The following is a 24,692-nucleotide window of genomic DNA, read 5'->3' as shown; positions in this document are numbered from 1 at the left end:
AGCTTTGGTTCCTGCACACAACGCAGTTGCCAACGCGGCAGACACGAGCGCCGCACTGAAACTGGATTGAAGGCATGAGACGATCAGTGGAACTGCTACAACCGAATAAAAAATGAAGGTGTGACGCGTTGAATGCCTATGAAGTAGCAACAGCAATTCTAAGCAGCGAAACAAGATTCCAAGAAAGAACCCCACTGCGACCCCGGCCCATCGAAAGTTGATAAACGCTTCTCCTGGTCCAGTTACATTGATAGCTCCAACGGAGGTGCTGCCGTGTCCAAGAACATCACGCTTTAGGTATGTGCCTGCATCAGTTGATGGCTTGTCCGGCCAAAATGCTCGGGGAATCCAGCCAAATGTCCACCAAGTATAAGATTCGCCATACAAGTTGTGACGCGGCTCCATTGTTGTAACGAGTATTGCTGAGACGTTAACGTCCATGAAATATGTCGAACCTGTCGCCTGATGCCAATGCCGCAAAAACTAAGGCAACAAACGTAACCGAAGCGGCAAAGACTGCTTTGCGTTGGCCAGTCGCCATGGCCCACAGGACGCAGAGAACGAATAGTGTTCTGGGAATAGTGTAGAAAACTTTGACCAAGGCGCCGGTGGATCCCACGCTGTTTGCATTCAACCCATATTGTTTGACCGTGTTTACAATCAGAAATGAATAAGGATTGAACACACTTAGCCCACGCTGGGAGAATAGCACTTGAGTTATGAATAACGTGGTCCCAATAGCCATTGGCAAAAGCAGCCAGCGAATCCGTAGGGCCGGCATATGTTCGGGCTTGAATAGAGCTGGTACAAAGCGCCCTTTGGTGCACAACAACAGGTAGCCGCAACACAAGGCAACGATAAATAGCGTTACGTAGAAGGTTCCCCAAAAAAGTGCAAAAGAGTCCGCAGTGTAACGCAGGTAAAATGCAATATCCGGATAAATCTGATACGTCACTACTTTCAGTGTGATCCCGAGAAAAGCTAACCCGCAACAGATGTGAAGCGGTGAGAAGTATCGGATAACGCCATATTTGTTAGCGCACCATAAAGGTAACAGAGTGCACAAGCAGGCGAACACAACCGTCAACAAACTGGCTAGAAACATCATCTCTACTACGCCCGCCGAACTAAACTGAACGCTGATGAATCGATGCCGAAGCGTTCTGTTACTCTCCACCAGACATAGAGGTTGAGCGCAAGAGTGCCCGCCAGCAAAGCTACACCATTCAGCACCGGTCCGGTGAACCATGCTGACAAGGTTGCTGCCAAAAGCAGGTAAGCGGCAATTCCCCACAGACGGGCAAACATGGCGCTGGCTTCCAACCCCGATGTCTGGGCCATGGTCGTCGACGGAGCAAAGAGCAGGCTGGTGACGGATTGGATGATCAGGATACCCCAGACCGGCAGGAAATTTGTGTGGGCCGGAAAGTCGTAGAAACTTTGAATTGGCAGGATCAGCGCGATGACGACCAGCGTCAGAACCGCACCGGCTCCGTTTGACAGCACCAGCGAGGCGCGCACTGTGTCTTGCAGGGCTCCGGCGTCCTTAGCCTGAAACGCGCGCGAGAACTTGCCAACGGTAAGCCAGGTTGCGATCGACAGGGGCAGTGTCACGAAATTGCAGATGCGACGCACGATATTGTAAAGGCCCAGCTGTTCGGCACTCATCAGGTACGCTCCGATCAGAATATCGATCTGAGCCCAAGCAATGCCTGTGATCGTGCCGCCCCAATAATAAGGCGTGAACGAACCGCGCCGCCCTTTTCGGCGGATCAGCCCGGCCTTTCGGTTGAGGCTCAGGAAAAAAACAGCTTCAAACAGGCATAACAGCGTCAGCAAGGCTGCAGTGCTTCTAAGCATCCAGGTCAGTTTCACCTCGGCCGTGAAAAACAGGACTGCGGTGCTGGTCAGAGCAAAAAGCTGAGGAGCGGCGTCCTTCAGAAACATCGAGGTATTCAATAGGTTCAGACCGTGAAACAGGCTGCACATGCAGCTGTTCAGGTTGATCAGAAAGCCTAGCAGTACCAGCAGAATCAGCGCGGTGCTGTCGGTGCCGGGTAAATCGGGAAAGAACGCGATGATGTGGGGTCCGGCGTGCAGGATTACCGGGACAGCAACTGCAGTCAGCGCGAAAGGAAAGACAAAGATAAGCCGGGCCGCAGTGCTGGCGTCATACCCGCCAGACGTGAGAGAGAGTGCCATTTCCTTGAGCAGGTATAGCGGCGCACCAAAAGAGATCAGTGAGGAGAACAAGAGTGCGCCGGACCATAGAAAAACAAATGCGCCATAGGTTGACGGCTCTGCCATCGAGCCGATCGCGAGCATCGCAATGAAATTGCAACCCACAACGCTGCCCCGAACCGCAAACGCAGATATGCTGCCAGAAAGCGTCAATGCCACGATCTGGCTCCTTGGATCCAATTCGCTACCTGCCCTTGATTGCCGCCAAAAAGGCCTCGGGCAATATCTTGGGCAGACACGCCTCTGGGCGAACCGAAAACCTCCAGGAAAGACAATTTGCGAAGGCCTGCGGAGTGGCCGAAATTTTCCTGATCTTGCAACACTGATTGATAGGCGAACACGTTTATTCTCTTGGTCTTCAGCGCCCTCAAAAATTTCTGGATAGTGGTCGGTGTGAAATTGTTCGAACTAGTGTCCACTGTCAGATCGTAGGTGCCTAAGGAACTCGCTCTGGTCGCCAGGGAATGATCGACCGGGAAATCCTTGCGAATGCGGTTTGGTTTCTGAAAGGCGAGGGTCAATTTTTGCTGAAGGGCTTTGAATTTGAGCATTATTTGGCCGGCGCTCAAAGGGAGGAGGCAGCCGCTAATACCACTCGAAATGTCAATGTACCTGCTACCGACGCGCAGTTCCGACAAAACGTCTTTGATGACTTTCAGGTTGCCCAAGCCGGGGCATATATTGCGGATGTCCAGATCTTTCAGAAAAGCCGGCCGCAATACATCTTCTTTGTTGGCAATCAGCCCGGCCGCCGTGCCGACTGTATCCACGACACATGATTTGTTGTCAAAACACAGCGCTGAAGCGCCAGAATACCGCGCACTCGCGCAATGCCCCGTGGAAAAGCAACCGAATCTATCAGCTATTGTGAAGAGCAAAATACGCGATCCGTTTTGAAATTTGCCGGGGTTTGAATGATGTTTCGAGCGATATTCGAAAGAATGCCGGAACGCCAACCCGCAGTTGGGCCAATGCTGGACCGAGGCGGTGTCAAATTGCTCCATTTGGTGCTGAGCGCGCCGGGGGTGCAGTTATGTATCCCGTTGTCTTTCAGCCCGCTTCGGAACCAGCCAGCATACGTACTGTGTTGAGCTCGGCATTGCCAAGTTGCTTGACAGCGTTTGAAAGAAACCGCGGAAGGCGCGGCCAGGCTGTTAGCTCAAAGGCATGGCCATTCCAACGAGCGTGCGCGTCTGATCGTGTGTGGCGGAAGAAAACGGTAGAGGGGCATAAGCGGCGGCAGAACATGGTGTTGATTTGGTTGGGGTGAGATAGCGAAGGGCGTCCGGAGAATTATTAAAATTACCGATAGCAAGAAATAGTTTTCTGGCCCAATTTGAAGAGGGTGTCGAAACATACACGGGCCGTGTGGCGCTAAATAAAACATAGAAATCATCGCTATTAGAGAAAATGGAGCACTGGAAATCCGCCAATCGAAAAAATTATTGATTCTATCAAGAGTAATAATATACAACGGTAATCAATAAGGATCTGCGGTGATTCCAGTTTGGACGCAAGTGCATTTCTTCGCTCAACCGGGACATGTGCATCGCGAATGGTGCGCCTATTGGCGCCATGCCGCAAACTTGGGCGAGGTTTCAGTTTATGTCGTATGACTTCATCGTTGTCGGGGCGGGTTCCGCAGGCTGTGTTCTGGCCAACCGATTGTCAGAGAACCCAAAAAACAGGGTGTTGCTGCTCGAGGCGGGTGGCAAGGACATCAACCCATGGATTCATATTCCGGTTGGGTATTTCAAAACGTTGCACAACCCCAACACAGACTGGTGCTACAAATCCGAACCTGACGAAGGGCTGAACGGCCGCTCGTTGGATTGGCCGCGGGGCAAGACACTTGGGGGCTCAAGTTCAATCAATGGGCTGCTTTATGTCCGCGGGCAAAAGCAGGATTACGACCATTGGGCCCAATTGGGCAACAAGGGCTGGGGCTGGGACGAGGTTCTGCCGTTGTTCAAGCGGTCAGAGCAGCATGAGGATGGTGAAACCGATCTGCACGGCGCCAGTGGCGGATTGTCGGTGTCGCGCATTCGCGCCAAAAGTGATATTGCCGAGGCGTTTATTGGTGCCGCCGTTGAAATGGGCGTCCCCCGAACCGAAGACTATAATGGTCAGGATCAGGAGGGCACGGGGTATTTTCATCAGACAGCCCGCGGTGGCTTTAGATGTTCAAGCGCGCGTGCCTTTCTGAATCCGGCAAAATCTCGCGGCAACCTGACCATCATTACCCATGCGCTGACCGAAGGGCTGACCTTTGACGCAGAGGATCCCAAGCGGGTTGATGGCGTCAGCTATAGCATCAAGGGGCGCCCGCAGCACGCTCAGCTCAATCCCGGCGGAGAGGTGGTGTTGAGCGCTGGCGCGATAGGTTCGCCGCAAATTCTAGAGCTTTCGGGGATCGGTCGTGGTGAGGTTCTGACCCGAGCTGGCGTGGATATGCGCCACGAGTTGCCGGGCGTTGGCGAGGCATTGCAGGATCACCTGCAAATTCGTCTGGTTTACGAAGTCAATGTGCCGACACTGAATGACGCCATTAACCGGCTGATCCCGCGCATTGGCATCGGTATGAACTATATGTTCCGCCGGAAAGGACCGATGAGCTTGGGCGCAAGCCAAGTGGCGGTGTTTGCAAAGTCGATGGAGGGACTCGAAACCCCCGATATCCAATTCCATTTCCAGCCGCTGAGCGCGGACAAGCCTGGGATCGAGATGCACCCGTTTTCGGGTATCACCTCATCTGTCTGCCAGCTTAGGCCGGAAAGCCGCGGCCATATCCATATCACCAGCCCCAACGCGACTGATTATCCAAAGATCGTGCCCAACTACTTGTCGGCCCCTGCGGATGAGCTTTGCGCGATCCGGGCTGTGAAGTTTGCACGGGCGATGACGAAAACCGATGCGTTGAAGCCTTACGTCGTGCGCGAACATGTCCCCAACAACAACCCGCAGACCGACGAAGAGCTGCTGGATACCGCGCGCAATATCAGCCAGACGATCTATCACCCCACCAGCACTTGCCGTATGGGCAATGATCCACAGGCCGTGGTCGACGACCGGTTGCGCGTGCACGGAATACGCGGGCTTCGGGTGGCGGACGCCTCGATCATGCCCGCGATCGTCAGCGGCAATACCAACGCTCCGGCCATTATGATCGGTGAAAAAGCCAGTGACATGATCCTTGAGGATCACAGGTGATACCGGACCGCCGGGTTTAAGACTGACTTCAACTCTCAACAGGGAACAGTGCCATGAAAATGACGACTGAAGAAGCCTTTATAAAAGTTCTGCAGATGCATGGGATCGAACATGGATTCGGGATTATCGGGTCTGCCATGATGCCCATCTCGGACCTGTTTCCGGCGGCGGGGATCAAGTTCTGGGATTGCGCGCATGAGGTTAACGCCGGCATGAGCGCCGATGGCTACACCCGCACCACAGGCAAGATGTCCATGGCTATCGCCCAAAATGGTCCCGGTATCACCAGCCTGGTAACGCCAATCATGACCGCCTACTGGAACCATACGCCGCTGTTGCTAGTCACGCCTCAGGCGGCCAATAAAACCATCGGGCAGGGCGGGTTCCAGGAAATGCCGCAGATGAACCTGTTCAAGGATGCCGTCTGCTATCAGGAAGAGGTGCGTGATCCAACCCGCATCGCCGAGGTTCTGAACCGGGTCATTCTGAAAGCGTTCCGCGGCTCTGCCCCGGCGCAGATCAACATTCCGCGCGACTACTGGACGCAAGTCATCGACATCGAACTGCCACAGGTGGTACGGATCGAACATCCGCGCGGTGATGCTGACGCGATCAGCGCGGCTGCGGACCTTCTTAGCAACGCCAAACACCCTGTAATCCTGAACGGTGCGGGCGTGATCCTGTCTGGCGGCGTCGATGCCAGCGCACGTTTGGCCGAGCGTCTTTCAGCGCCGGTTTGTTGCAACTATCAGCACAACGACGCTTTCCCCGGCTCGCATCCGCTGTCCTGTGGCCCGCTGGGTTACAATGGCTCTAAGGCCGGGATGGAGATGATCTCGAAAGCGGATGTGGTTTTGTGCCTTGGCACACGGCTTAACCCGTTCTCGTCACTGCCCGCCTATCAGAGTGAATACTGGCCCGACGACGCCAAGATCATTCAGGTCGACATCAATGCAGACCGGATCGGTCTGACCAAGAAGGTTGCAGTGGGCATTCAGGGTGACGCACGCATGGTCGCCGAGCAGATTCTTGACAAATTGGGCGAACACGCGGGCGACGCTGGTCGTAAGGAACGTGAAGACGCGATTGCCGTTGCGAAATCCACCTGGGCGCAGCAACTGGCGTCAATGGATCACGAAGATGACGATCCGGGCATTACCTGGAACGAACGCGCCCGCGCCCGCGACCCCGAGCGGATGAGCCCCCGTATGGCTTGGCGCGCGATACAGGCGGCGATGCCCGAGGATGCGATCATCAGTTCGGATATCGGCAACAACTGCGCCATTGGCAACGCCTATCCGACATTCGAAAAGGGGCGGAAATATTTGGCGCCAGGCCTGTTCGGACCGTGCGGTTATGGTCTGCCCTCGATATTGGGTGCAAAGATCGGCAACCCCGACACGCCGGTCATCGGGTTTGCGGGTGACGGTGCATTCGGCATCTCGATGAACGAAATGACTGCCTGTGGTCGCGACGACTGGCCGCCTATAACTATGGTGATCTTCCGCAACTATCAGTGGGGGGCGGAAAAGCGAAATACGACACTTTGGTTTGACGACAACTTTGTCGGCACCGAACTGAACCTGGACGTGAACTATGCCAAAATCGCGGAAGGTTGCGGACTGAAGGGCGTACAGGTCACTTCGGTGGACGATCTGACCGAGGCCCTGCGTACAGCCGTCAAAGAGCAGATGAACGACAACGTGACCACTTTCATCGAGGTCGTTCTGAACCAGGAATTGGGCGAGCCATTCCGCCGCGACGCGATGAAAAAACCCGTTTCGGTGGCCGGCATCAACAAAGATGATTTTATTCCCCAGCAGCCTCGGCTGTGACCACTCACCAGAGCAGGGCGGCCATGTGTCGCCCTGTCCCTGACCGACTGGGATAGACCATGTCTTTGATTGATCAAATCTGCGAAACATCACGCGCCGCCAATCCCCGGATTGTGCTGTCCGAAGGCGAGGACCCGCGTGTGGCCAGAGCCGGAATACGCGCTGCCAAGGACGGGCTTGCCCGTATCGTGCTGGTTGGTGACGCGAAAAAAATCCGTGCGGAAACCGGCGAGACAATCGGCGAGGGGGTTGAAATTTGCGACCCGCGCGTCTCACCCGATCTAGAGGCCTATGCCGAGGATTACCACGCGCTGCGCAGACACAAGGGTGTTGATGCGGCCGCCGCGCGTGCAGTGATGGAAACGGGGCTAGGATTTTCTGCCATGATGCTACGCCGCGGTGATGCCGATGGCACCATTGGCGGGGCGGTTGCCACCACCTCTGATACGGTGCGGGTGGCCTTGCAGATCGTGGGTAAGGACCCCCAAGCCGATGTTGTCTCCAGCTGCTTTCTTATGCTGCTGGGGCCGCCCTTTGATCGGCCCGTTATCTTTGCCGATTGCGGGCTGATCCCGCAACCTAACGCGGCGCAGCTGACCAGTATCGCGCTGTCTTCGGCGCAGTCCTTGCGGGCCTTGACCGGGCAAGAGCCACGTGTCGCAATGCTGTCCTTTTCGACTATGGGCAGCGTTGCCGCCGGGGTGCACGAATCCATCGAGCGCATCCGCAGCGCGGTTGCCTCTGTGCGGGAACGCGCCCCGGACCTGATCATCGACGGCGAGGTTCAGTTCGACGCCGCGATCGTGCCGCATGTGGCCGAACGCAAGGCACCCGGTTCGGCATTGGGTGGGGATGCAAATGTGTTTGTCTTCCCCAGCCTGAGTGCCGGCAACATCGGATACAAAATCGCGCAACGATTGGGTGGCGCCATTGCGCTGGGTCCCGTTCTGCAAGGTCTGAATAAGCCAGCGAATGATCTGTCGCGCGGCTGCACGGCGGAAGACGTCTATCAGATGATTGCAATCACGGGTGCGCAGGCCGCCCAGAGGTAAACTTAGCGAGGTGCCTGAATGGGACACGAGCCAAGAATCGACGTCAATGCCAAGGTCGGCGACCATGTTGCCAAGACCACCTGCTACATGTGCGCTTGTCGCTGTGGCATCAACGTGCATATCCGCGATGGCAAGGTCCGCTATATCGAGGGCAACCGCGATCACCCGGTCAACAAAGGTGTGCTTTGTGGCAAGGGAAGTGCCGGGATCATGCAGCACTATTCACCGGCACGCCTTCATGCACCGTTGAAGCGCGTCGGGCCGCGCGGATCCGGCCAATTCGAAGAAATCAGCTGGGACGAAGCGCTGGAACTGGCGACAAAATGGCTGGGTGATGTTCGCAAAAACGACCCACGCAAGCTGGCCTTTTTTACCGGGCGGGATCAAAGCCAGTCGCTGACCGGGTTCTGGGCTATGCAATACGGCACCCCGAATTTCGCGGCACATGGCGGGTTCTGTTCGGTCAATATGGCGGCGGGCGGTCTTTATACATTTGGCGGAGCTTTCTGGGAGTTCGGCGACCCGGATTGGGAACATACCAAGTATTTCATGCTGTTCGGCGTGGCCGAGGATCATGCCTCGAACCCTATCAAGATCGGTATCGGCAAGCTCAAGAACCGGGGTGCCAAGGTGGTGTCGATCAATCCGATCCGCACCGGATACAACGCCATAGCCGACGAATGGTTGGGAATCCGCCCGGGCACAGATGGCCAGTTTGTTGGAGCGTTGATCCATGAAATGTTCCGTACCCAGCAGATCGATCTGAATTATCTGAACCGCTATACCAACGCGCCTTGGTTGGTGATTCAGGACCCGGGCGCGGCAGATGACGGGCTGTTCGCACGCAATGATGATGGTGAGCCGCTGATCTGGTCTGGCACCGCGAACGGTTTTGCCAGCGGCATGACACCGGATGACAAGGCCGCCCTGACCGGCACACGCACATTGCCAGACGGCCGCAATGCACGACCTGTATTCGAGTTGATGGCCGAGCGATATCTGAGCGATGAATACGCGCCCGAAGCTGTCGCTGAATCGACCGGTATTCCAGCCGATCAGATCCAGCGGATCGCCGCGGAACTGGCTCATGTCGCGTTTCAGGAAGAGATCACGCTGGACCAGCCGTGGACCGATGTCTGGGGCCGCAAGCACGAAAAGATGACGGGGCGTCCTGTCTCGATGCACGCGATGCGCGGAATATCGGCGCATTCGAACGGGTTTCAGACTTGCCGGATGATCCACATCCTGCAAATCCTGCTGGGCTCGATCGATTGCCCCGGTGGGTTCCGTTACAAGCCGCCTTATCCCAAACAATCCCCGCCCTGGCTGCTGCCGCACGGCGCGCCAAAGCAGGTTCGCGCCGAGGAGCCGCTGGGCGGCCCGCATTTGGGCTTTCCGCTGGGCCCGCAGCACCTGTTGCTGGATGATGAGAACGGCCCGGCGCGGATCGACAAAGGGTTCTCGTGGGATGCACCGATGTCGGCACACGGGCTGATGCACATGGTCATCAACAACGCCGCCAAGAAGGACCCGTATGGCGTCGATGTGCTATTCATGTATATGGCGAACATGGCCTGGAACTCGTCTATGAACGTTCCGGGCACGTTGGATGCGCTGACCGAAAAGGATGAAAACGGCGAGTATGTGATTCCCAAATTCATCTACTCGGACGCCTATTATTCGGAAACCGTGCCCTTTGCCGACCTGATCCTGCCCGATACCACCTATCTGGAGCGGTGGGACTGCATTTCGCTGCTGGACCGGCCGATATCCGAGGCAGACATGGCGGCGGATTCCATTCGCCATCCGGTCGTTGAGCCCGACCGGCACGTGCGCGGTTTTCAGGAGGTGCTGATTGATCTTGGATCGCGGCTTGGACTTCCCGCCTTTACCAATGAGGATGGCACTGCAAAGTATCCCGGCGGCTATCCCGATTACATCGTTAACCATCAGCGCGGACCCGGTGTGGGGCCACTGGCCGGATGGCGCGGTGAACAGGGGGACAAGACCGGCAAGGGGGCGCCAAACCCCAATCAGTTGGATAAGTATATCGAAAATGGTGCATTTTTCGCGCATCATTTGAAACCGGAGCAGGCCTACTACAAACATGCCAACAAGTCCTATCTGGAATGGGCTTGTTCGATGGGTTTCCGGGTCGAGCCGCGCCCGACAGTCTTTCAGCTGTATTCCGAACCCTTGCAGGCTTTCCGCCTGGCGGCGCGCGGTCATGGTGAGCGGCAGCCGCCAGAACGGGCTCGTGAACGGATCGAGACGTATTGCGACCCGCTGCCCTTTTGGTACCCACCTTTCGAAGAGTCGATGGTCGATACAGAAAAGTACCCGCTGCACGCGCTGACCCAACGCCCGATGCACATGTACCATTCCTGGGGTTCGCAAAACGCCTGGCTGCGGCAAATCACGGCCGCGAACCGGCTATACATTCACAACCATGTGGGTGAGCAGATCGGGGCACAGGACGATGACTGGGTTTGGCTGTCCTCACATCTGGGACGGGTCAAATGTCAGGTCCGCTTGATGGAGGGCGTGAACCCCGACACCGTCTGGACCTGGAACGCCATCGGCAAGCGCCGCGGAGCTTGGGGGCTGGATGATGATGCACCCGAAAGCAATCAGGGCTTTTTGTTGAACCATCTGATTTCGGAACTCCTGCCCGAAGGGGGCGGGGGATACCGGTACTCAAACTCAGACCCGATCACGGGGCAGGCAGCCTGGTTCGACCTGCGCGTTGATATCGTACGGGCAGAAGGCGAAGGTCACACCGAGCCGTTTTTTGAGCCGGTCGGAGCATCGTCTCAGGCTCCTTCCCCCGACAAGCTGGCATTTGGCAAGGAATGGCGGGAGGCAGGTAAATGACGACATTACCCGAGAGTACTGAAAAGAAGCTGGGATTAGTCATAGATCTGGATATTTGTGTGGGTTGTCAGGCCTGTGCGACATCTTGCAAGGAATGGAACACCGGCGGTTACTCTGCGCCGCTAAGCGATCATGACCCTTATGGGGCCGATCCGTCAGGGGCGTGGCTGAACCGGGTGCATTCGTTCGAGGTGACAGGTGATCTTGGAGCGAAGACCGTGCATTTCCCACGCTCTTGCCTGCATTGCGAAAAGCCCGATTGCGTTACGGTTTGTCCGACCGGTGCCAGCTACAAAAGGGCCGAGGATGGCATTGTCCTGGTCAACCCGGACACCTGTATCGGATGCAAGCTGTGTTCCTGGGCCTGTCCCTATGGCGCGCGTGAATATGATCACGACGATGGTGTGATGAAGAAATGCACCCTGTGCGTCGACCGGATCTATAACGAACATATCCCCGAGGAAGATCGCATTCCAGCCTGTGTCCGCGCCTGTCCCACAGGCGCGCGCGCCTTCGGTGATCTGGGCGATCCCGACAGCGATGTGTCGAAATCGGTCGCCGAGCGTGAGGGTTTCAACCTGTTGGACGAGTTTGGCTACGAGCCCGTCAACAAATACCTGCCGCCGCGTTTTAAAACGGTGGATGCAACGCCCAAGCCTCAGGCCGAGGAGAGCGTTGCGGCCCCAAATGGGACTGCCATTGAAAAACTGTTTGCCTGGGTTGACCGGGCGTTGTCGAACTAAGCGAGGACATATCATGCATCCCGCCTATTCCGTCATCTGCTTCACCACCGCCTCGGGCGCGGGTTATGGGCTGATGTTCTGGCTGTCGCTGGCTGAACTGCTGGGCGCATTGCCGCAAACCCGATGGCTTGGCTTTGTCGCTATGACCGTCGCGCTGGGGTTGGTCACACTGGGCTTGCTGGCGTCAACCTTCCATCTGGGTCATCCAGAACGCGCCGTAGGGGCATTTTCGCAGTGGCGGACCTCGTGGCTGTCTCGCGAGGGGGTTCTGGCCGTGGCGACCTACGTGCCATCCGGTCTGTTGTGGCTGTTGTGGCTGTTGGATGCGAACAGCGCCTTTGCGTCTTTGCTTGCGCTGCTGTCGGCGGCAGGCGCGGTGGCCACGGTGTACTGCACCAGCATGATCTACGCCTCGCTGCGGACGATCCGCCAATGGAACAAACCGTCTGTGCCGTTGATCTATTTGGCTCTGGCCGCCGCCACCGGAGCGATCCTGTTCGCGCTTTTGCTGAGCTTGTTCGGTTATACGCCTGCGTGGATCGCAGTCGCAGCTATCGCAAGTGTTGCAGTATCGGCGCTGCTAAAGATTAAGTACTGGGCCGCGATCGACACAGAACCGGGTCAATACACGGCCGAGATGGCGACCGGACTGGGGCAACTGGGCCAGGTACGCCCGCTTGATCCACCCCACACGATGCCGAATTTCGTGATGCGCGAGATGGGATATTCCGTGGCACGCAAACACGCGGTCCAACTGCGCAAAAGCGTACTGATGGCTTTGTTCCTGGCCCCGGTGGTTCTGTGCCTTGGGTCATTGCTGGTCAGTTGGGGCTGGGCAATGTTCCTCGTGGCGACGGTTGCATCGGCCTTTGGCGTCTTTGCTGAACGCTGGTTGTTTTTCGCCGAGGCTGAGCATGTCAGTCAGCTCTATTACGGGCGTGCCCGGGCATAAGAGATACGGACAAGAATAAACTGAGGTGAGGCATGGACGCGCTGGGGCTTACATTTGAGATGGTCGTCGTATTGTTGCTGTTGGCAGCAACGATCGGGCTTTTTGTTTCGGAAATTGTCCGTGTCGATATAGCGGCTGTGCTGGTCATGGTCACCTTGGGATTGCTGACGGCAGTGCCGGGACTTGAAAACCTGATTGATGTGCGCAGCCTGTTTGACGGCTTCGCCAGTAACGCAGTGATTTCGATCATCGCAGTCATGATTATCGGCGCAGGGCTGGACCGAACGGGCGTGATGTCGACCGTCGCAGCCTGGATCACGCGGGTCGGTGGCGGCACCGAAAACCGGTTGATCCTGATGATCTCGGGTGCGGTTGGGGTGATTTCCAGCTTTATGCAGAATGTCGGTGCGGCGGCTCTGTTCTTGCCGGTGGTCAGTCGCATCTCAACCCGAACCGGGTTTCCGATGTCACGGCTGCTGATGCCAATGGGGTTCTGTGCCATTCTGGGTGGAACAATGACCATGGTGGGTTCGTCCCCTCTGATCCTGCTCAACGACTTGATCCTGTCGATCAACGACACCCTGCCGGCTGATGCGCAGATCACCACCTTTTCACTGTTTTCCGTAACCCCTATCGGCCTGTGTCTTTTGGCGACCGGCTTGATGTATTTTATCATTTTTGGCCGGTTCGTTCTGCCGAGCACCAAGTCAACAGACGGGCCAGCGGGCAACTCAATGTTGGACTATGTCAACGGCACCTACGGGCTGGATGGGCAGATCCATGAGATACGCATCCCCGAAGGCAGCACGCTTGTGGGTCACAGCATCGATGAGGTTCAGCGCAAGTACCACCTGCAAATCATTGCCACACACTATCAGGGGCGCACTTATCCTGCGCCGCCGCGAGATACTGAATTGGTCGCCCCCGCCACAATCGCCGTGATCGCAGCGGACGAGGCCGTAACCGCGTTTCTGGATGAATACGGTTTGACTGAAAGTTCGGAGCTGGATGAATTTGTCGAAACGCTGGGAGCTGGAAAGGCAGGTATCGCCGAGGTGGTGATCCCGCCCGGCTCTGGTCTGATTGGTCAAACCGGCAGGGGGCTGTGGCTGAGAAAAGTCTATGGCCTGTCACCTCTGGCGATCTACCGCGGTGGCGAAACATTGTCGCGGGACCAGGAAGATCTGGGCGAGATCCCGTATCAGGCCGGTGACACCCTGGTCTGCCACACTGCTTGGGAAGCACTGGCACGGCTTGAGAAAGACCGCGATTTCGTTGTGGTCACCACCGATTTCCCCCATGAGGATCTGCGCCCGAAAAAGATCGGCTGGGCTTTGTTGTTCTTTATTGTTGCTGTGTCGCTGATCCTGTTTTCCGACCTGCGTCTCTCGCTGTGCCTTCTGGTCGGAGCGATGGGCATGGTCGTAAGCCGTGTTTTGTCTATGGATGAGGCCTATAACGCGGTCAGTTGGACGACAGTTTTTCTGTTAGCCAGTCTCATTCCACTAGGACAGGCAGTGCAATCCTCGGGGACGGCAGCTTGGATCGCTAATCAGGTGCTTGTGGTTCTGGACGGGATGCCGGTCTGGGTCATTCAGGCCAGCGTGGCGGCGCTTGCGACCTTTTTCACGCTGGTGATGTCAAATGTCGGTGCCACGGTCCTGTTGGTGCCATTGGCCGTCAATATCGCGCTGGGCGCCGGGGCTGATCCGGCAATTTTTGCGCTGACTGTGGCGATTGCCACCTCGAATTCGTTCCTGATCCCGACCCATCAGGTCAATGCGCTTTTGATGGGACCGGGCGGTTACCGTGTCGTTGATTTTGTACGCGCTGGCGGCGTCATGACTATCCTGTTCCTGATCGTTTCGATCGCGGCGCTGAACCTGTTCTTCTGAGGTTCAAGCCAATTGGTCGCTTACAGGGCATGCGTCAACGTACCAATCAGGCTTCCTGAATAGAGGAAATTCTGCAGTGCCACGCTGACAGCGGCCTCTTCCGAGGTTATCGAGCTTTGCATGATGATGTCGCGGGCATTGGGTCGTCCGACTTTTTCAAGTCCGTCAACAAGGCCCTGGTAGTAATCAGCCTGACGCCCCACTTCACCGGCGACGATGACATTTTCGGGATCGAAAAGAGAGAGGATTGCATCAACGCCAAAAGATAGCTGCGTGCCAGCATCGCGAAAGTGGGTTCGAACACTCGGGTCACCGGCGTTCGCGGCTTCTATCGCTTTTGCCAAGCGCGTCGCAACGCGTTCCGAAGGCGCAAACTCGGAACCGAGCGCGTTCAGGATGGCTTTCCCCGAGGCGGCAACCTCCATACACCCAGTGCGACCACATGTGCAAAGTTTGTCCGAATGCGATGTCGAATAGTGCGACAGATCCCCAAACCCGCGATCCGAGGTGGTCAGAAATCTACCATCGAAATAGGCGCTGTTGCCCAGGCCAAGAGCTGCATTTATCAGATAGACGCTTTTTAACTCTTGCCCCCCAAGAAGTTCACCGCACAGGATTGCACTAGCGCGATGTTCCACCTGCACAGGCAAATTCAGGGACTGCGAAAGCGTATCGCGCACGGGGATGTCTTTCCAGCCCAAAGGTTCTGAACTGACGAGGCCGTTACCTGAGCTGCTGTCGGGACCGGCTGACATGGCAAAAGAAACCCCGACACCCAAAAGGCGATCACGTTCCATCGCTTCGTCAAAGGCCAACGTCTTGGCCCGGTTTCCCAATTCAGTAAGAAAGGCTAGCGGATCATCTATGGGTATGTCGCTGCAATCCGCTGCCCGCAAAACTTCACCATCAGCGTTTGCCAGGCTTACACTGCGACGGTTGGCGGTCAGCGAAATTCCCAGAAAAAATGCCCCTGTGGGATTGATCGACAGGTTGTATTCCCTTCGGCCCACCCGGCCGGGTACGGCGATGGGGTCTCCTTCTCTGACCAGTTTGGCGTCGATCAGTTCGCGCGTAATTCGGGAAATTGCCGCGCCAGTCAGGCCGGTCAGACCTGCGAGTGTACCACGCGTCACCGGCCCGCTGCGGGCAATGAGGCTGACCAGCCATTCCCTGTTATGTCGCCGCAAGGCCGCTGTACCCTTTTCGGGCTGACCGTGTTCTTGGGGCTTGCCATCCTGCACAGCCGCTCTCCTACAATTCACTTCTTAAAATGTATTCTAACCGCTTTATAGTTAATTAAAGACGGTAATTAAATATTGACTGCACGTAAGCGCAAAGATAATCTGTATCGTAAGATTGACCTTTGGTGGCAATGACTTGAGGCGGCACAAGCGTCATTCTTGGCGGGGAGCACAGTGAGTTACCCTACTGTTGTTTCGAATTTATTGCTGCCCGCGTACTTAATGCCCGCGAATAGTGCCGCCGTGACCCGGTGCAATTCCCGGCGATATACCTCCCACGTATTGGGTTGGGGCGAACTTCGGGACTGGAAGCTGAACGAGGCAAGACAATGGCGACTGAACAACCGAATATTTTATTTATCCAGGCGGATCAGATGGCCGGACCGGCCATGCCTTTTCAGGGAAACAAAACCGTAAAGGCCCCGCATATGGCGCGTCTGGCCGAAGAGGGTGTTGTTTTCGAAAACTTTTATTGCAACTTGCCCATGTGCGGACCTTCGCGTGCATCGATGCATGCGGGACGATTGCCGTTCAACATCCGCATGTATGACAATGCCAGCGAGTTTCAGTCATCGATTCCCACATTTGCGCATTACTTGCGGTCACTGGGCTATCATGTCGAGATGAGCGGCAAGATGCATTTTGTCGGCGCCGATCAGTTTCATGGCTATGAAAAGCGGCACACGACCGAGATATACCCTGCCAATTTTGCGTGGACAGTCGACTGGACAAAGGGGCGCGAATATCGCCCGACCAACCTGACCATGGCGCCGATCCTTGAAAGCGGCCCTGCGATCCGGACCATGCAGATGGATTACGATGACGAGGTCGCCTATAACGGCGTGCAGGCGATTTACGATCTGGCACGCAAAGGTGACGGCAAGCCTTGGTATCTGACCGTTTCCTTTACGGAACCGCATTCTCCTTACGTCATCTCTCAGGACTATTGGGACCGTTACGATCATGATGAGATCGAATATCCGGCGGTCGACGAGATTCCGTTGGATGAGAAAGATCACCTCAGCCGGAACCTTCATTATTGTCAGGGCCGCCACGAATTCACGGTGACCCCGGAAAACCGCCGGATCGCGCGACATGGCTATTACGGTATGATTTCATATGTCGACGACAAGGTGGCTCAGCTGCGCGAAACGATTGAGAAATGTGGGCTGGCCGATAACACGATCATCATTCTGACCGCCGATCACGGCGACATGATGGGTGAGCGTGGCATGTGGTTCAAACAGCACTTCTTTGAGTGGGCCGCAAAGATACCTTTCGTTGTTCATGCACCCAACCGTTTCAAGCCGGGGCGTGTAAAGCAGAATGCCTCGCTGATCGATCTGATGCCCACATTGCTGGATCTGGCTGCAGGAAAGCCGTTCGATGATTATGCAGGTGGCGGTATCGATGGTGAATCGCTGGTGCCCGCGCTGAACGGCGATACCTCCGGGATGGATGACATCTGTATCTCTGAATTCGCTGCCGATGGGTCGACTGGTGTCAGTCGTATGGTGAAGAAAGGGCCGCTGAAATACATGTATCTCGAAGGCGTGGATGAGCTGCTTTATGATATCGATGCCGACCCCAATGAGTTGAACAATCTGATCGACGATCCTACCCATGCCGAAACCCTGGCCGAGCTGCGTGAAATCGCAATGCACAATTGGGACCCAGAGGCACTGTCCAAGGAAATCGCACTGGATCAGCAGCGCCGCCTAATGATTCATCGCGCCACCGGTGGCAGCCCGACCTGGGTCAACATCGTTCGGGCCGACGATGACAACCGTTATATCCGAAACGCGGGGGCCGCTGATACCAAAGCAAAGGCGCGGCTTCCTTATGTTCCTCCGGCAAAGCCTGATCTGGTCTGATCCTGGCTGGGCTTTGTGTCTGCGGCCCGTTTGCGCGGGCCGCTTTTTTGCCTTCAGGCAGCAGCGGCAAGCCAGATCCAGAATGGTAGCGTTGCGATTGCCGCCACTGTCTGCCACAGCAGGGCTGCGGAATAGGTCCGGATGTCCCCGCCAAACTGCAGCGCCAACACAAGGCCGTTGGGTGCGGTTGGTAGGGCAGCAAAGATCACGGCAATTAACAAGTGCAGTGGTCCCAACGCCACCATCCACCCCAATGCCAGAACCAACATCGGCAGTGCGAGCAGCTTGGCTATATTTGCGGCCACAACAAAGCGCATTTGCCCTTGCATTCGTAGCCCGTCCAGCGATGCCCCGATCCCCACTAGCATTGCTGGGGGTCCGATCTCGGCGATGATGGTTAGTAGCTCGGCCGGGGCTGCCGGAAGGTCTACGCGGAATAAAAGGCATCCTAGCCCTGCGGTGCAGGCGATGACCAAAGGGTTGAACGCAGTCATGCGCGCGATGGTCAGGGCCGAGGAATGTGGCGGCCGATGGCAGATCACAACCATCAGAACATTGGCGAAATTGATCAGAGGTACGGTTGCAATAATGATCGTTCCCACTGCCGCATCCGCTGATGCTCCGACCAGAGTGGTAGTGAGCAACACCCCAGCAGGTACGTTCAGGCGGGTGGCAGTCTGCACCATGCTGCTATAGGCATCGGTATGTTGTCGCAGAGCGGAAATGCGCAGATAAGACAGGGCAAGCGCCGTGAACAGGATCAGATAGGCAGCGAATAGAACCAAGCCCAGCTTGAGCGATAAGGCGGCCAGCGCTCCAGCCCCGACAAGCAGGGCGAAGATGGTCAGCGGCAACAGCACCAGATAACTTATCTGATTCAGCCAGCGCCAGAAAACCTGTGATCGTGGGATGGCCCGACGCAGCAGGTAGCCGACGATCAGATAGCCCCACAACGGCAAAATTGCCTGAATGATTGTGGCCGTCATTCGGCGTACCCCTGAGTGAAAGCTCTACGAGAAAAAAGGCCCCCCGGCTTAACCGAGAGGCCCATTTTGTCTTCATCGGTTACCGAGTGGCGTTAGCGCACAACCATTCCCAACTTGTCCGCCACTTCGCGGAATTTGTTATACTGGGCTTCGACAAAGATCTTGGTGTCCTCGGGAGACATAACCTGCGGGATTGAGCCCAGCTTTTCTGTGGATGCGATCCAACTTTCATCAGTGGACAAGTTTTCCAGAACTGCGATCCACTTGTCCGCAGCTTCCTGCGGCATGTCTTTCGGACCCCAGACGCCGGACCAGCCTACCACCGCTTCAAGCGCCGGGTGACCGGCCTCTGCAGCGGTCGGCGTGTCGGGCAGAGATGGTACGCGTTCGGTCGTGCTGGTCAGCAGGGGGCGAAGCTGACCACTTTCGATCGGACCGATCAGACCTGAGAGGTTGTGGAAGATGAAGTCGGCATTTCCGCTGACAACACCTGTGGTTGCTGCACCGCCCCCTTTGAAGGGCACGTGGATCAACGCTTCGGGATCGACGCCCAGATCATCCAGCAGGATCAAAACAGCCATGTGCAGCAATGTTCCGACGCCAGCGGAGGAATAGGTCAGACGTTCACCGCTTTGGATTGCGTTGGCCAGATCTTCGAAGGACTGGTATTCGGAATCCGCGCCAACTGCGATCACAAAGGGGTTGGTCTCCACCAGCCCCAAAAAGGTGAACTCGTCCCACGTGTAGGGAATGGTGGTGTTCATAGCGGGCACCGTAGCCTGCGAGCCAACGCGTGACATCAACAGGGTGTGCCCGTCAGGGTTTCCCTTGGCCACCATGGTCGAGCCGGTGACGCCACCGGCGCCGGCCTGGTTGACCACAAGCACATTGCCGCCCAGGTATTCCGGGGCCTCGGCGCCGATGATGCGGGCCGCCAGATCAGCTGCGCCGCCTGGGCCGTATGGAACAACCAGCGTGACGGGTTTGGATGGATACTCCGCCACCGCCGCAGATGCGGTAAGCGCCACAGCGAATCCGGCGGCTGCAGCTATTTTATTGAAAAAAACCATAAGGTTACCTCCCTAAACTAGGTTTGTTTGGACGTGTTTTTTTTATTGCCCTTATCAAAACCATATGTTATTTACTTACCGTTGGCAACTATTTAGTGAAGCGCATCATACCGTCGGAGGGTTTGGGTGAGGTGCGGTTCTGGATGTCAACGCGGAGGCGAAAGTCAAAGGTGGTGTGTCTTTGCGGACTGTGCAGATGATGGCCATCCGGGGAGGAAACGAAATGCAATTCACCAAAAGCAAAGACCTTTTGGCCGGGGTCATTTTTTGCGCGGTGGGGCTTGCGGCGATATTCTTGTTTATTCCAAAAGGCGTTGCGGTGCCGGGAAGCGTGAAGATATCGGCGTTGTCTCCGGATTTCTGGCCAAGAATAATCGCCTGGGGAGCAGTGCTCGCATCAGTGGCCCTGATTTTGGAAAGCGTTTTTCTGCAACAGCCCCCGGCTGATGATGAGGAAGATGCCGAGGCAGCGGCCCAATACAAGTTGGCCACACTCCCAGCGGTGTTGCGCACACTTGTTTTGATCGTCGTTCTGTTCGGCTTTTATTTCAGCCTGACGACCCTTGGCATGGTGGTGACATCGGTGTTTCTGATTGCAGCGATGATGCTGTTTTTTGGCGAACGAAAATACGTGATGATCGCCTGTCTGAGCATCGGGGTGCCGGTGTTGCTGTATTTGTTCTTTCGCTATGTCGCCAACGTTCCAATTCCGCTTGGCATGTTTGGGTGAAAAGGAGTCGTAACCTATGGATATCATTCTCGAAGCCTTTTCGATTTTCTTCAGCCTTCAAAACATTCTTGTCGTAGGCATCGGTGTTGCGATTGGGACAGTGATCGGGGCAATCCCCGGCATGACCACGCCGATGGGCGTGGCGCTGGCGCTGCCATTTACGTTCAGCATGCCTCCGGTGGCGGGCATCTTGCTGTTGCTGGGTGTTTACAAAGGCGGCCTTTACGGTGGCTCTCTGACCGCGATCCTGATCAAGACGCCAGGGACACCGGCGGCATCCTGTACCGTTTTGGATGGCTATCCGCTGACACAGAAAGGGCAAGCGCGTAAGGCACTGGACATCGCCCTGTATTCGTCCTGTGTGGCGGATCTGATCTCGAACATCGCGCTGATCCTGTTTGCTGGCGTTCTGGCCAGCTTCGCGCTGCGGTTTGGTCCGCCAGAATTCTTCACGCTGATTGTCTTTTCTCTGACAATCATCGCCGGTGTATCAGGTCCCAGCCTGTCAAAAGGCATCGTATCCGCGTCGCTTGGCCTGATCTTGGCGACAGTCGGTCTGGATCTGATCTATGGCACGGAACGCTTTGTCTTTGGCGACTATCGCCTGATGAGCGGCCTGAGCTTTATTCCGGTTCTGATCGGGCTCTTTGCCTTGCCCGAAATCATTGACCGTGCGACGCGACGTGCCCGACCGCCCGGAGCGTCTAAGCAGGAATTGGGCACAGGCGCGACTTTTGCCGAGTTCAAGCGCGTGCTGAAGTCCGTTGTGCGCGGCAGTATCTTTGGCGTTATCCTGGGTGCAATTCCCGGGATCGGGGGTGCGCCAGCAGCGTTTCTGTCCTATTCCGAGGCGCGCCGGAACTCGAAGAACCCGGAAAACTTCGGTAAGGGTGAAATCGAGGGCATTGCCGCCGCTGAGGCGGGCAACAACGGGGTTGCCGGTGCAACCATGATCCCGTTGCTTGCTCTGGGTGTCCCGGGCGATGTGATTACGGCGGTTATTCTGGGTGCTTTCATGATCCACGGCTTGCGCCCTGGTCCGCTGATGTTCGACCAGAACCTGCCAATGATCTACGCCTTGTTCATGGGCATCCTGCTCAGCTCGGCCTATTTGTTTGTGGTCGGCAAAGTCGCGATCAAGTTCTTCAGCCGGGTCGCAACGGTGCCGAACAGAATCCTGTACCCCATCGTTTTCGTACTGTGCGTCTACGGTGCCTATGCGGTGAACAACACACTGTTTGATGTCTTCATCATGCTGTCGATGGGGCTGGTCGGTTATTTGATGCTTAAGCTGGATGTTCCAGTGGCACCTTTCCTTATCGCCTTTGTGCTGGGGCCGTTGCTTGAAGACAACTTCCGACAATCGCTTTTGATCTCTGATGGTGATCCGACGATCTTCTTCCGCAATGCGATCTGTATTGTCTTCTGGGGTCTGACTGCACTGTCGGTATTTGTCCTGATCCGCAGTCGGATCGAGGCGGCACGCACTGGCAAGGCGTCAGTCTTGACCACGGGCGGCTGAGCGATGGCCATTCCACAAAATACACATCTCGGCGAGCGGGTTTTTTCGTTCGCCGTGATCTCCGATACACATGTCAATGTCGATGAAGACAGCTGCAATTCACCCTTCCCTGTAAACGCGCGCGCGAATCGCAGGTTCCGGCACGTGGTGTCCGACCTCAACCAACGTGACATCGACTTTGTTCTGCATCTGGGTGATCTGGTGCACCCCGTTCCCGAATCCGGACCGATATACAGTCAGGCCGCCGACGCATTTCGCAGGATAGCCTCGGAGCTTTCGGTGCCGATCTATTTCACACCGGGAAACCACGATATCGGGGATACACCCGTCTCGGGTGCCCCTGCCGCCCCGACCACGCCGCCGATGATCGCGGCCTGGACGCAGGAGTTCGGGCCGCAATACCAAAGCATTGTCCATAAGGGCATCACATTTGTGATGTTCAATGCCCAACTGCTCAATTCGGGCCTGCCCGAGGAAGCAGAGCAACGCCAATGGGTTGAGACCACTTTGAAACAGACAACTGGGCGCATTGTCTTAGCCTATCATCACCCGGCCTATATCTGCACGCCAGATGAGGCTCCGCATTACGACAACACAGATCCTCCGGGCCGAGAGTGGCTGCTTGGATTGCTCAAGACACACAAAGTGGATCTGATGTTCTGCGGTCATGCCCACAACTTCTGGTATGACCGCGTGTTGGGGACTGACTATTACCTTGCGCCCGCAACCAGTTTCGTGCGGCAGGACTACAGTGAAATGCTGCGCGCTGCGCCGCCGGAAGGTACCGAGTATGGTCGGGATGACCGGGGAAAGCTTGGCTACTTTGTCGTCAATATCTACGAAAATGGGCATACGGTTCAGATCGTCAGAACGCAGGGGGCAGAGCAGGGGGCCGAACAAGAGGCTGCACTGGCATGTCCGGCAGGGCCAACCCCATTGGAAAACAAGCGTCCATCCATCGGTTTCGACCTGCGGGCCAACTGGGCTGAAATCAGCGAAATCGCCCCGTCCGGCGGATTGGATGAGTTTGACCGCAAATTGGCCCGAAATGACTATCCGCTGCTGGCCCTGATTGAGATGGGTGTCCGCGATATCAGAATACCCTTGTCCGACATCCGACGACCGGATCGCGTCGACAGGCTGCGGGCGCTGCATGGTTTGGGTATCCGACCGACCTTATTTAGCTTTGGTGCCCCGACGGAGGCCGATGTTGGGTTGGCCCAATCGTTGTACGGGGTCCTTACAGGCTGGGAAATCACCATCGATTGGGGTCGGTTTGAAGACTGCCTACCTGCCATTTCGGTTGCGCAAGCGTTCACAGGGTTGCCGATTTATCTGTCCCGGATGAGGTCCAAAGACGATCTGGCGGCTGGATCAGTGTATTACCATGTGATCAATCACGGTTTTTCCGCATCAGATATCGGTATGCTGGACACATTAGCCGACCATCGGGACAAGGGAATATCGGGGGCTGTTTTCCGTCTTGGTTCTGATCAGGATGTGCCATCTGGCTTGGCCGAGATCAATGCAGCCGCATCGGCACGCGGTCTGCAGGCCTCCGTACATTTCAAATGCGGTGCCGCGAACCCGGCCGAACCTGCGACGGACCGGAAAAATCTGCTTGGACGTATCGAACAAGTGTTGGCGTTTTCTGAACGGTCCTCATCGACAAGGGTGTATTGCGATACGCTTGCGGATGTGGATCGCGGTTACTTCGCAAGAGTTGGCGCAATTGATCCCTGTGGCAATCCGACAGATGTATCCCGCCGCATTGCCGCCCATCACAAGATGCGGTTGCGTTCGGAACAATGACGGATCTGTTGAGAAGCATTTGAGCGACCTTTGCGGGCCATGTGCGCATATGAGCTATTCCTTTAGGTCTCGGGTCTGAAATCTTCCTTGCTATACGTCAAAGGCACCCGAACAGGTCCGTCTGAGGCGCATAGCCTCACCGACGATACGCTGGTGATCTATACGTCCGATCATAGCATGGCGTTGGGTGAGCATGGCTTTTGGGGTCATGGCGAAGATAGCCGGCCGTCAAATACGCATTGCGAGGCCAACCACATCCCGATGATCATCAAATCACAGCACGCGCCGCGCCGTGGACAGGTTTGCGATCATCTGGTTGGGACAGCGGACATCACTGCCACGATGTTTGATTACACGGGCGCTAAACCATTGGAGCGAGAGAAAGCCACGCGCGTACGATGCGGCCTCTGCTTGAACAGGATACGGCGGATTGGGCCGATGAGATTTTCATGGAGCAGGAGGAAATTCGCTCGATCCGAACCCGCCGATTGAACTTCATGCGCCGCTTTTAGCCCACCTCTTTTGGATTTGGACATACGCTCTTTGATTTGGCGAATGACCCTGATGAACGTGTGAACATGGCAGATGATCCGAAATATGCGTCTGTTGTGAAAGAGCTTTGTGCTCGGTTGGATCAGCAGTGGGGGCCATATTC

Annotated in this window: 17 protein-coding genes and 1 pseudogene; 12 read left to right on the top strand and 6 right to left on the bottom strand. The window is 56.2% G+C overall.

The genetic code is table 11. From position 1 onward, the window contains the following. Positions 1–430 precede the first annotated feature (430 nt). From AC2FGC_RS17830 to AC2FGC_RS17820, 3 genes are all read right to left on the bottom strand, one after another. A complete protein-coding gene (locus tag AC2FGC_RS17830; RefSeq protein ID WP_496783037.1) occupies positions 431–955 on the bottom strand; it encodes a hypothetical protein in 525 nt (174 codons plus the stop codon). 158 nt (positions 956–1,113) lie between these two features. Then, complete coding sequence (locus tag AC2FGC_RS17825; protein ID WP_496783035.1) at positions 1,114–2,400, bottom strand: polysaccharide biosynthesis protein; 1,287 nt, start codon at positions 2,398–2,400, stop codon at positions 1,114–1,116. Next, positions 2,391–3,245: a UDP-glucose 6-dehydrogenase family protein gene (locus tag AC2FGC_RS17820; RefSeq protein WP_496725166.1), complete on the bottom strand. Its 855-nt coding sequence runs from the start codon at positions 3,243–3,245 to the stop codon at positions 2,391–2,393. Before AC2FGC_RS17820 ends, AC2FGC_RS17825 begins: the two co-directional genes overlap by 10 nt. A 601-nt stretch (positions 3,246–3,846) precedes the next feature. On the opposite strand from AC2FGC_RS17820, the gene AC2FGC_RS17815 reads away from it, so the two are divergent. The 7 genes from AC2FGC_RS17815 to AC2FGC_RS17785 are packed head-to-tail and all read left to right on the top strand — an operon-like array spanning position 3,847 to position 14,802. Next, a complete protein-coding gene (locus AC2FGC_RS17815) occupies positions 3,847–5,451 on the top strand; it encodes a GMC family oxidoreductase (protein ID WP_496725164.1) in 1,605 nt (534 codons plus the stop codon). Positions 5,452–5,504: 53 nt separating this feature from the next. Then, positions 5,505–7,286: a sulfoacetaldehyde acetyltransferase gene (gene xsc / locus AC2FGC_RS17810; protein ID WP_496783033.1), complete on the top strand. Its 1,782-nt coding sequence runs from the start codon at positions 5,505–5,507 to the stop codon at positions 7,284–7,286. Between the two features lie 59 nt (positions 7,287–7,345). Next, entirely contained in the window at positions 7,346–8,338 is a 993-nt protein-coding gene (gene pta, locus AC2FGC_RS17805; protein WP_496725160.1) for a phosphate acetyltransferase, read from the top strand. A gap of 18 nt (positions 8,339–8,356) precedes the next feature. Then, a complete protein-coding gene (locus tag AC2FGC_RS17800) occupies positions 8,357–11,212 on the top strand; it encodes a molybdopterin oxidoreductase family protein (RefSeq protein WP_496725158.1) in 2,856 nt (951 codons plus the stop codon). Beyond that, complete coding sequence (locus AC2FGC_RS17795; protein WP_496725156.1) at positions 11,209–11,955, top strand: 4Fe-4S dicluster domain-containing protein; 747 nt, start codon at positions 11,209–11,211, stop codon at positions 11,953–11,955. The genes AC2FGC_RS17800 and AC2FGC_RS17795 overlap by 4 nt, the downstream gene beginning before the upstream one ends. A gap of 13 nt (positions 11,956–11,968) precedes the next feature. Next, positions 11,969–12,907, top strand: coding sequence for a dimethyl sulfoxide reductase anchor subunit family protein (locus tag AC2FGC_RS17790; RefSeq protein ID WP_496725154.1), 939 nt, complete (start codon positions 11,969–11,971; stop codon positions 12,905–12,907). 32 nt (positions 12,908–12,939) lie between these two features. Then, complete coding sequence (locus AC2FGC_RS17785) at positions 12,940–14,802, top strand: SLC13 family permease (protein ID WP_496725152.1); 1,863 nt, start codon at positions 12,940–12,942, stop codon at positions 14,800–14,802. A 20-nt stretch (positions 14,803–14,822) separates the two neighbouring features. Here the strand turns inward: AC2FGC_RS17785 and AC2FGC_RS17780 are convergent, their stop codons facing one another. Beyond that, on the bottom strand, positions 14,823–16,043 hold the full coding sequence (locus AC2FGC_RS17780) for an ROK family transcriptional regulator (RefSeq protein ID WP_496725150.1): 1,221 nt from the start codon (positions 16,041–16,043) through the stop codon (positions 14,823–14,825). A gap of 329 nt (positions 16,044–16,372) precedes the next feature. Here AC2FGC_RS17780 and betC point away from each other — a divergent pair, with 329 nt between their 5' ends. Next, entirely contained in the window at positions 16,373–17,917 is a 1,545-nt protein-coding gene (gene betC, locus AC2FGC_RS17775) for a choline-sulfatase (protein ID WP_496725148.1), read from the top strand. Positions 17,918–17,970: 53 nt separating this feature from the next. Here betC and AC2FGC_RS17770 read toward each other — a convergent pair whose 3' ends face one another. Then, positions 17,971–18,903, bottom strand: coding sequence for an AEC family transporter (locus AC2FGC_RS17770; protein ID WP_496725146.1), 933 nt, complete (start codon positions 18,901–18,903; stop codon positions 17,971–17,973). 92 nt (positions 18,904–18,995) lie between these two features. Then, entirely contained in the window at positions 18,996–19,973 is a 978-nt protein-coding gene (locus AC2FGC_RS17765; protein ID WP_496725143.1) for a Bug family tripartite tricarboxylate transporter substrate binding protein, read from the bottom strand. 223 nt (positions 19,974–20,196) lie between these two features. On the opposite strand from AC2FGC_RS17765, the gene AC2FGC_RS17760 reads away from it, so the two are divergent. The 4 genes and pseudogenes from AC2FGC_RS17760 to AC2FGC_RS17745 all read left to right on the top strand — a co-directional run. Beyond that, positions 20,197–20,703 carry a tripartite tricarboxylate transporter TctB family protein gene (locus AC2FGC_RS17760; protein ID WP_496725141.1) on the top strand — a complete coding sequence of 169 codons (507 nt, stop codon included), beginning with the start codon at positions 20,197–20,199 and terminating at the stop codon, positions 20,701–20,703. Between the two features lie 16 nt (positions 20,704–20,719). After that, complete coding sequence (locus tag AC2FGC_RS17755) at positions 20,720–22,225, top strand: tripartite tricarboxylate transporter permease (RefSeq protein WP_496723089.1); 1,506 nt, start codon at positions 20,720–20,722, stop codon at positions 22,223–22,225. Between the two features lie 3 nt (positions 22,226–22,228). Then, positions 22,229–24,037 (top strand): metallophosphoesterase family protein, encoded by a 1,809-nt coding sequence (locus AC2FGC_RS17750; RefSeq protein ID WP_496783031.1) that lies wholly within the window; start codon positions 22,229–22,231, stop codon positions 24,035–24,037. 87 nt (positions 24,038–24,124) lie between these two features. After that, positions 24,125–24,388: pseudogene (locus tag AC2FGC_RS17745) on the top strand (sulfatase-like hydrolase/transferase); the annotation flags it as partial. Positions 24,389–24,692: the final 304 nt, after the last annotated feature.

Source organism: Ruegeria sp. CDSC054, assembly GCF_059610645.1.
The sequence above is the reverse complement of the archived record's forward strand: the minus strand, read 5'-3'. Positions and strand labels throughout refer to the sequence as shown.

What these genes read in the sequence shown, in the direction of transcription:
- AC2FGC_RS17820 (WP_496725166.1), bottom strand. Translation starts at nt 3,245, where the DNA reads ATGGAGCAATTTGACACCGCCTCGGTCCAGCATTGGCCCAACTGCGGG.
- AC2FGC_RS17815 (WP_496725164.1), top strand. Translation starts at nt 3,847, where the DNA reads ATGTCGTATGACTTCATCGTTGTCGGGGCGGGTTCCGCAGGCTGTGTT.
- xsc (WP_496783033.1), top strand. Translation starts at nt 5,505, where the DNA reads ATGAAAATGACGACTGAAGAAGCCTTTATAAAAGTTCTGCAGATGCAT.
- pta (WP_496725160.1), top strand. Translation starts at nt 7,346, where the DNA reads ATGTCTTTGATTGATCAAATCTGCGAAACATCACGCGCCGCCAATCCC.
- AC2FGC_RS17800 (WP_496725158.1), top strand. Translation starts at nt 8,357, where the DNA reads ATGGGACACGAGCCAAGAATCGACGTCAATGCCAAGGTCGGCGACCAT.
- AC2FGC_RS17795 (WP_496725156.1), top strand. Translation starts at nt 11,209, where the DNA reads ATGACGACATTACCCGAGAGTACTGAAAAGAAGCTGGGATTAGTCATA.
- AC2FGC_RS17790 (WP_496725154.1), top strand. Translation starts at nt 11,969, where the DNA reads ATGCATCCCGCCTATTCCGTCATCTGCTTCACCACCGCCTCGGGCGCG.
- AC2FGC_RS17785 (WP_496725152.1), top strand. Translation starts at nt 12,940, where the DNA reads ATGGACGCGCTGGGGCTTACATTTGAGATGGTCGTCGTATTGTTGCTG.
- betC (WP_496725148.1), top strand. Translation starts at nt 16,373, where the DNA reads ATGGCGACTGAACAACCGAATATTTTATTTATCCAGGCGGATCAGATG.
- AC2FGC_RS17770 (WP_496725146.1), bottom strand. Translation starts at nt 18,903, where the DNA reads ATGACGGCCACAATCATTCAGGCAATTTTGCCGTTGTGGGGCTATCTG.
- AC2FGC_RS17765 (WP_496725143.1), bottom strand. Translation starts at nt 19,973, where the DNA reads ATGGTTTTTTTCAATAAAATAGCTGCAGCCGCCGGATTCGCTGTGGCG.
- AC2FGC_RS17760 (WP_496725141.1), top strand. Translation starts at nt 20,197, where the DNA reads ATGCAATTCACCAAAAGCAAAGACCTTTTGGCCGGGGTCATTTTTTGC.
- AC2FGC_RS17755 (WP_496723089.1), top strand. Translation starts at nt 20,720, where the DNA reads ATGGATATCATTCTCGAAGCCTTTTCGATTTTCTTCAGCCTTCAAAAC.
- AC2FGC_RS17750 (WP_496783031.1), top strand. Translation starts at nt 22,229, where the DNA reads ATGGCCATTCCACAAAATACACATCTCGGCGAGCGGGTTTTTTCGTTC.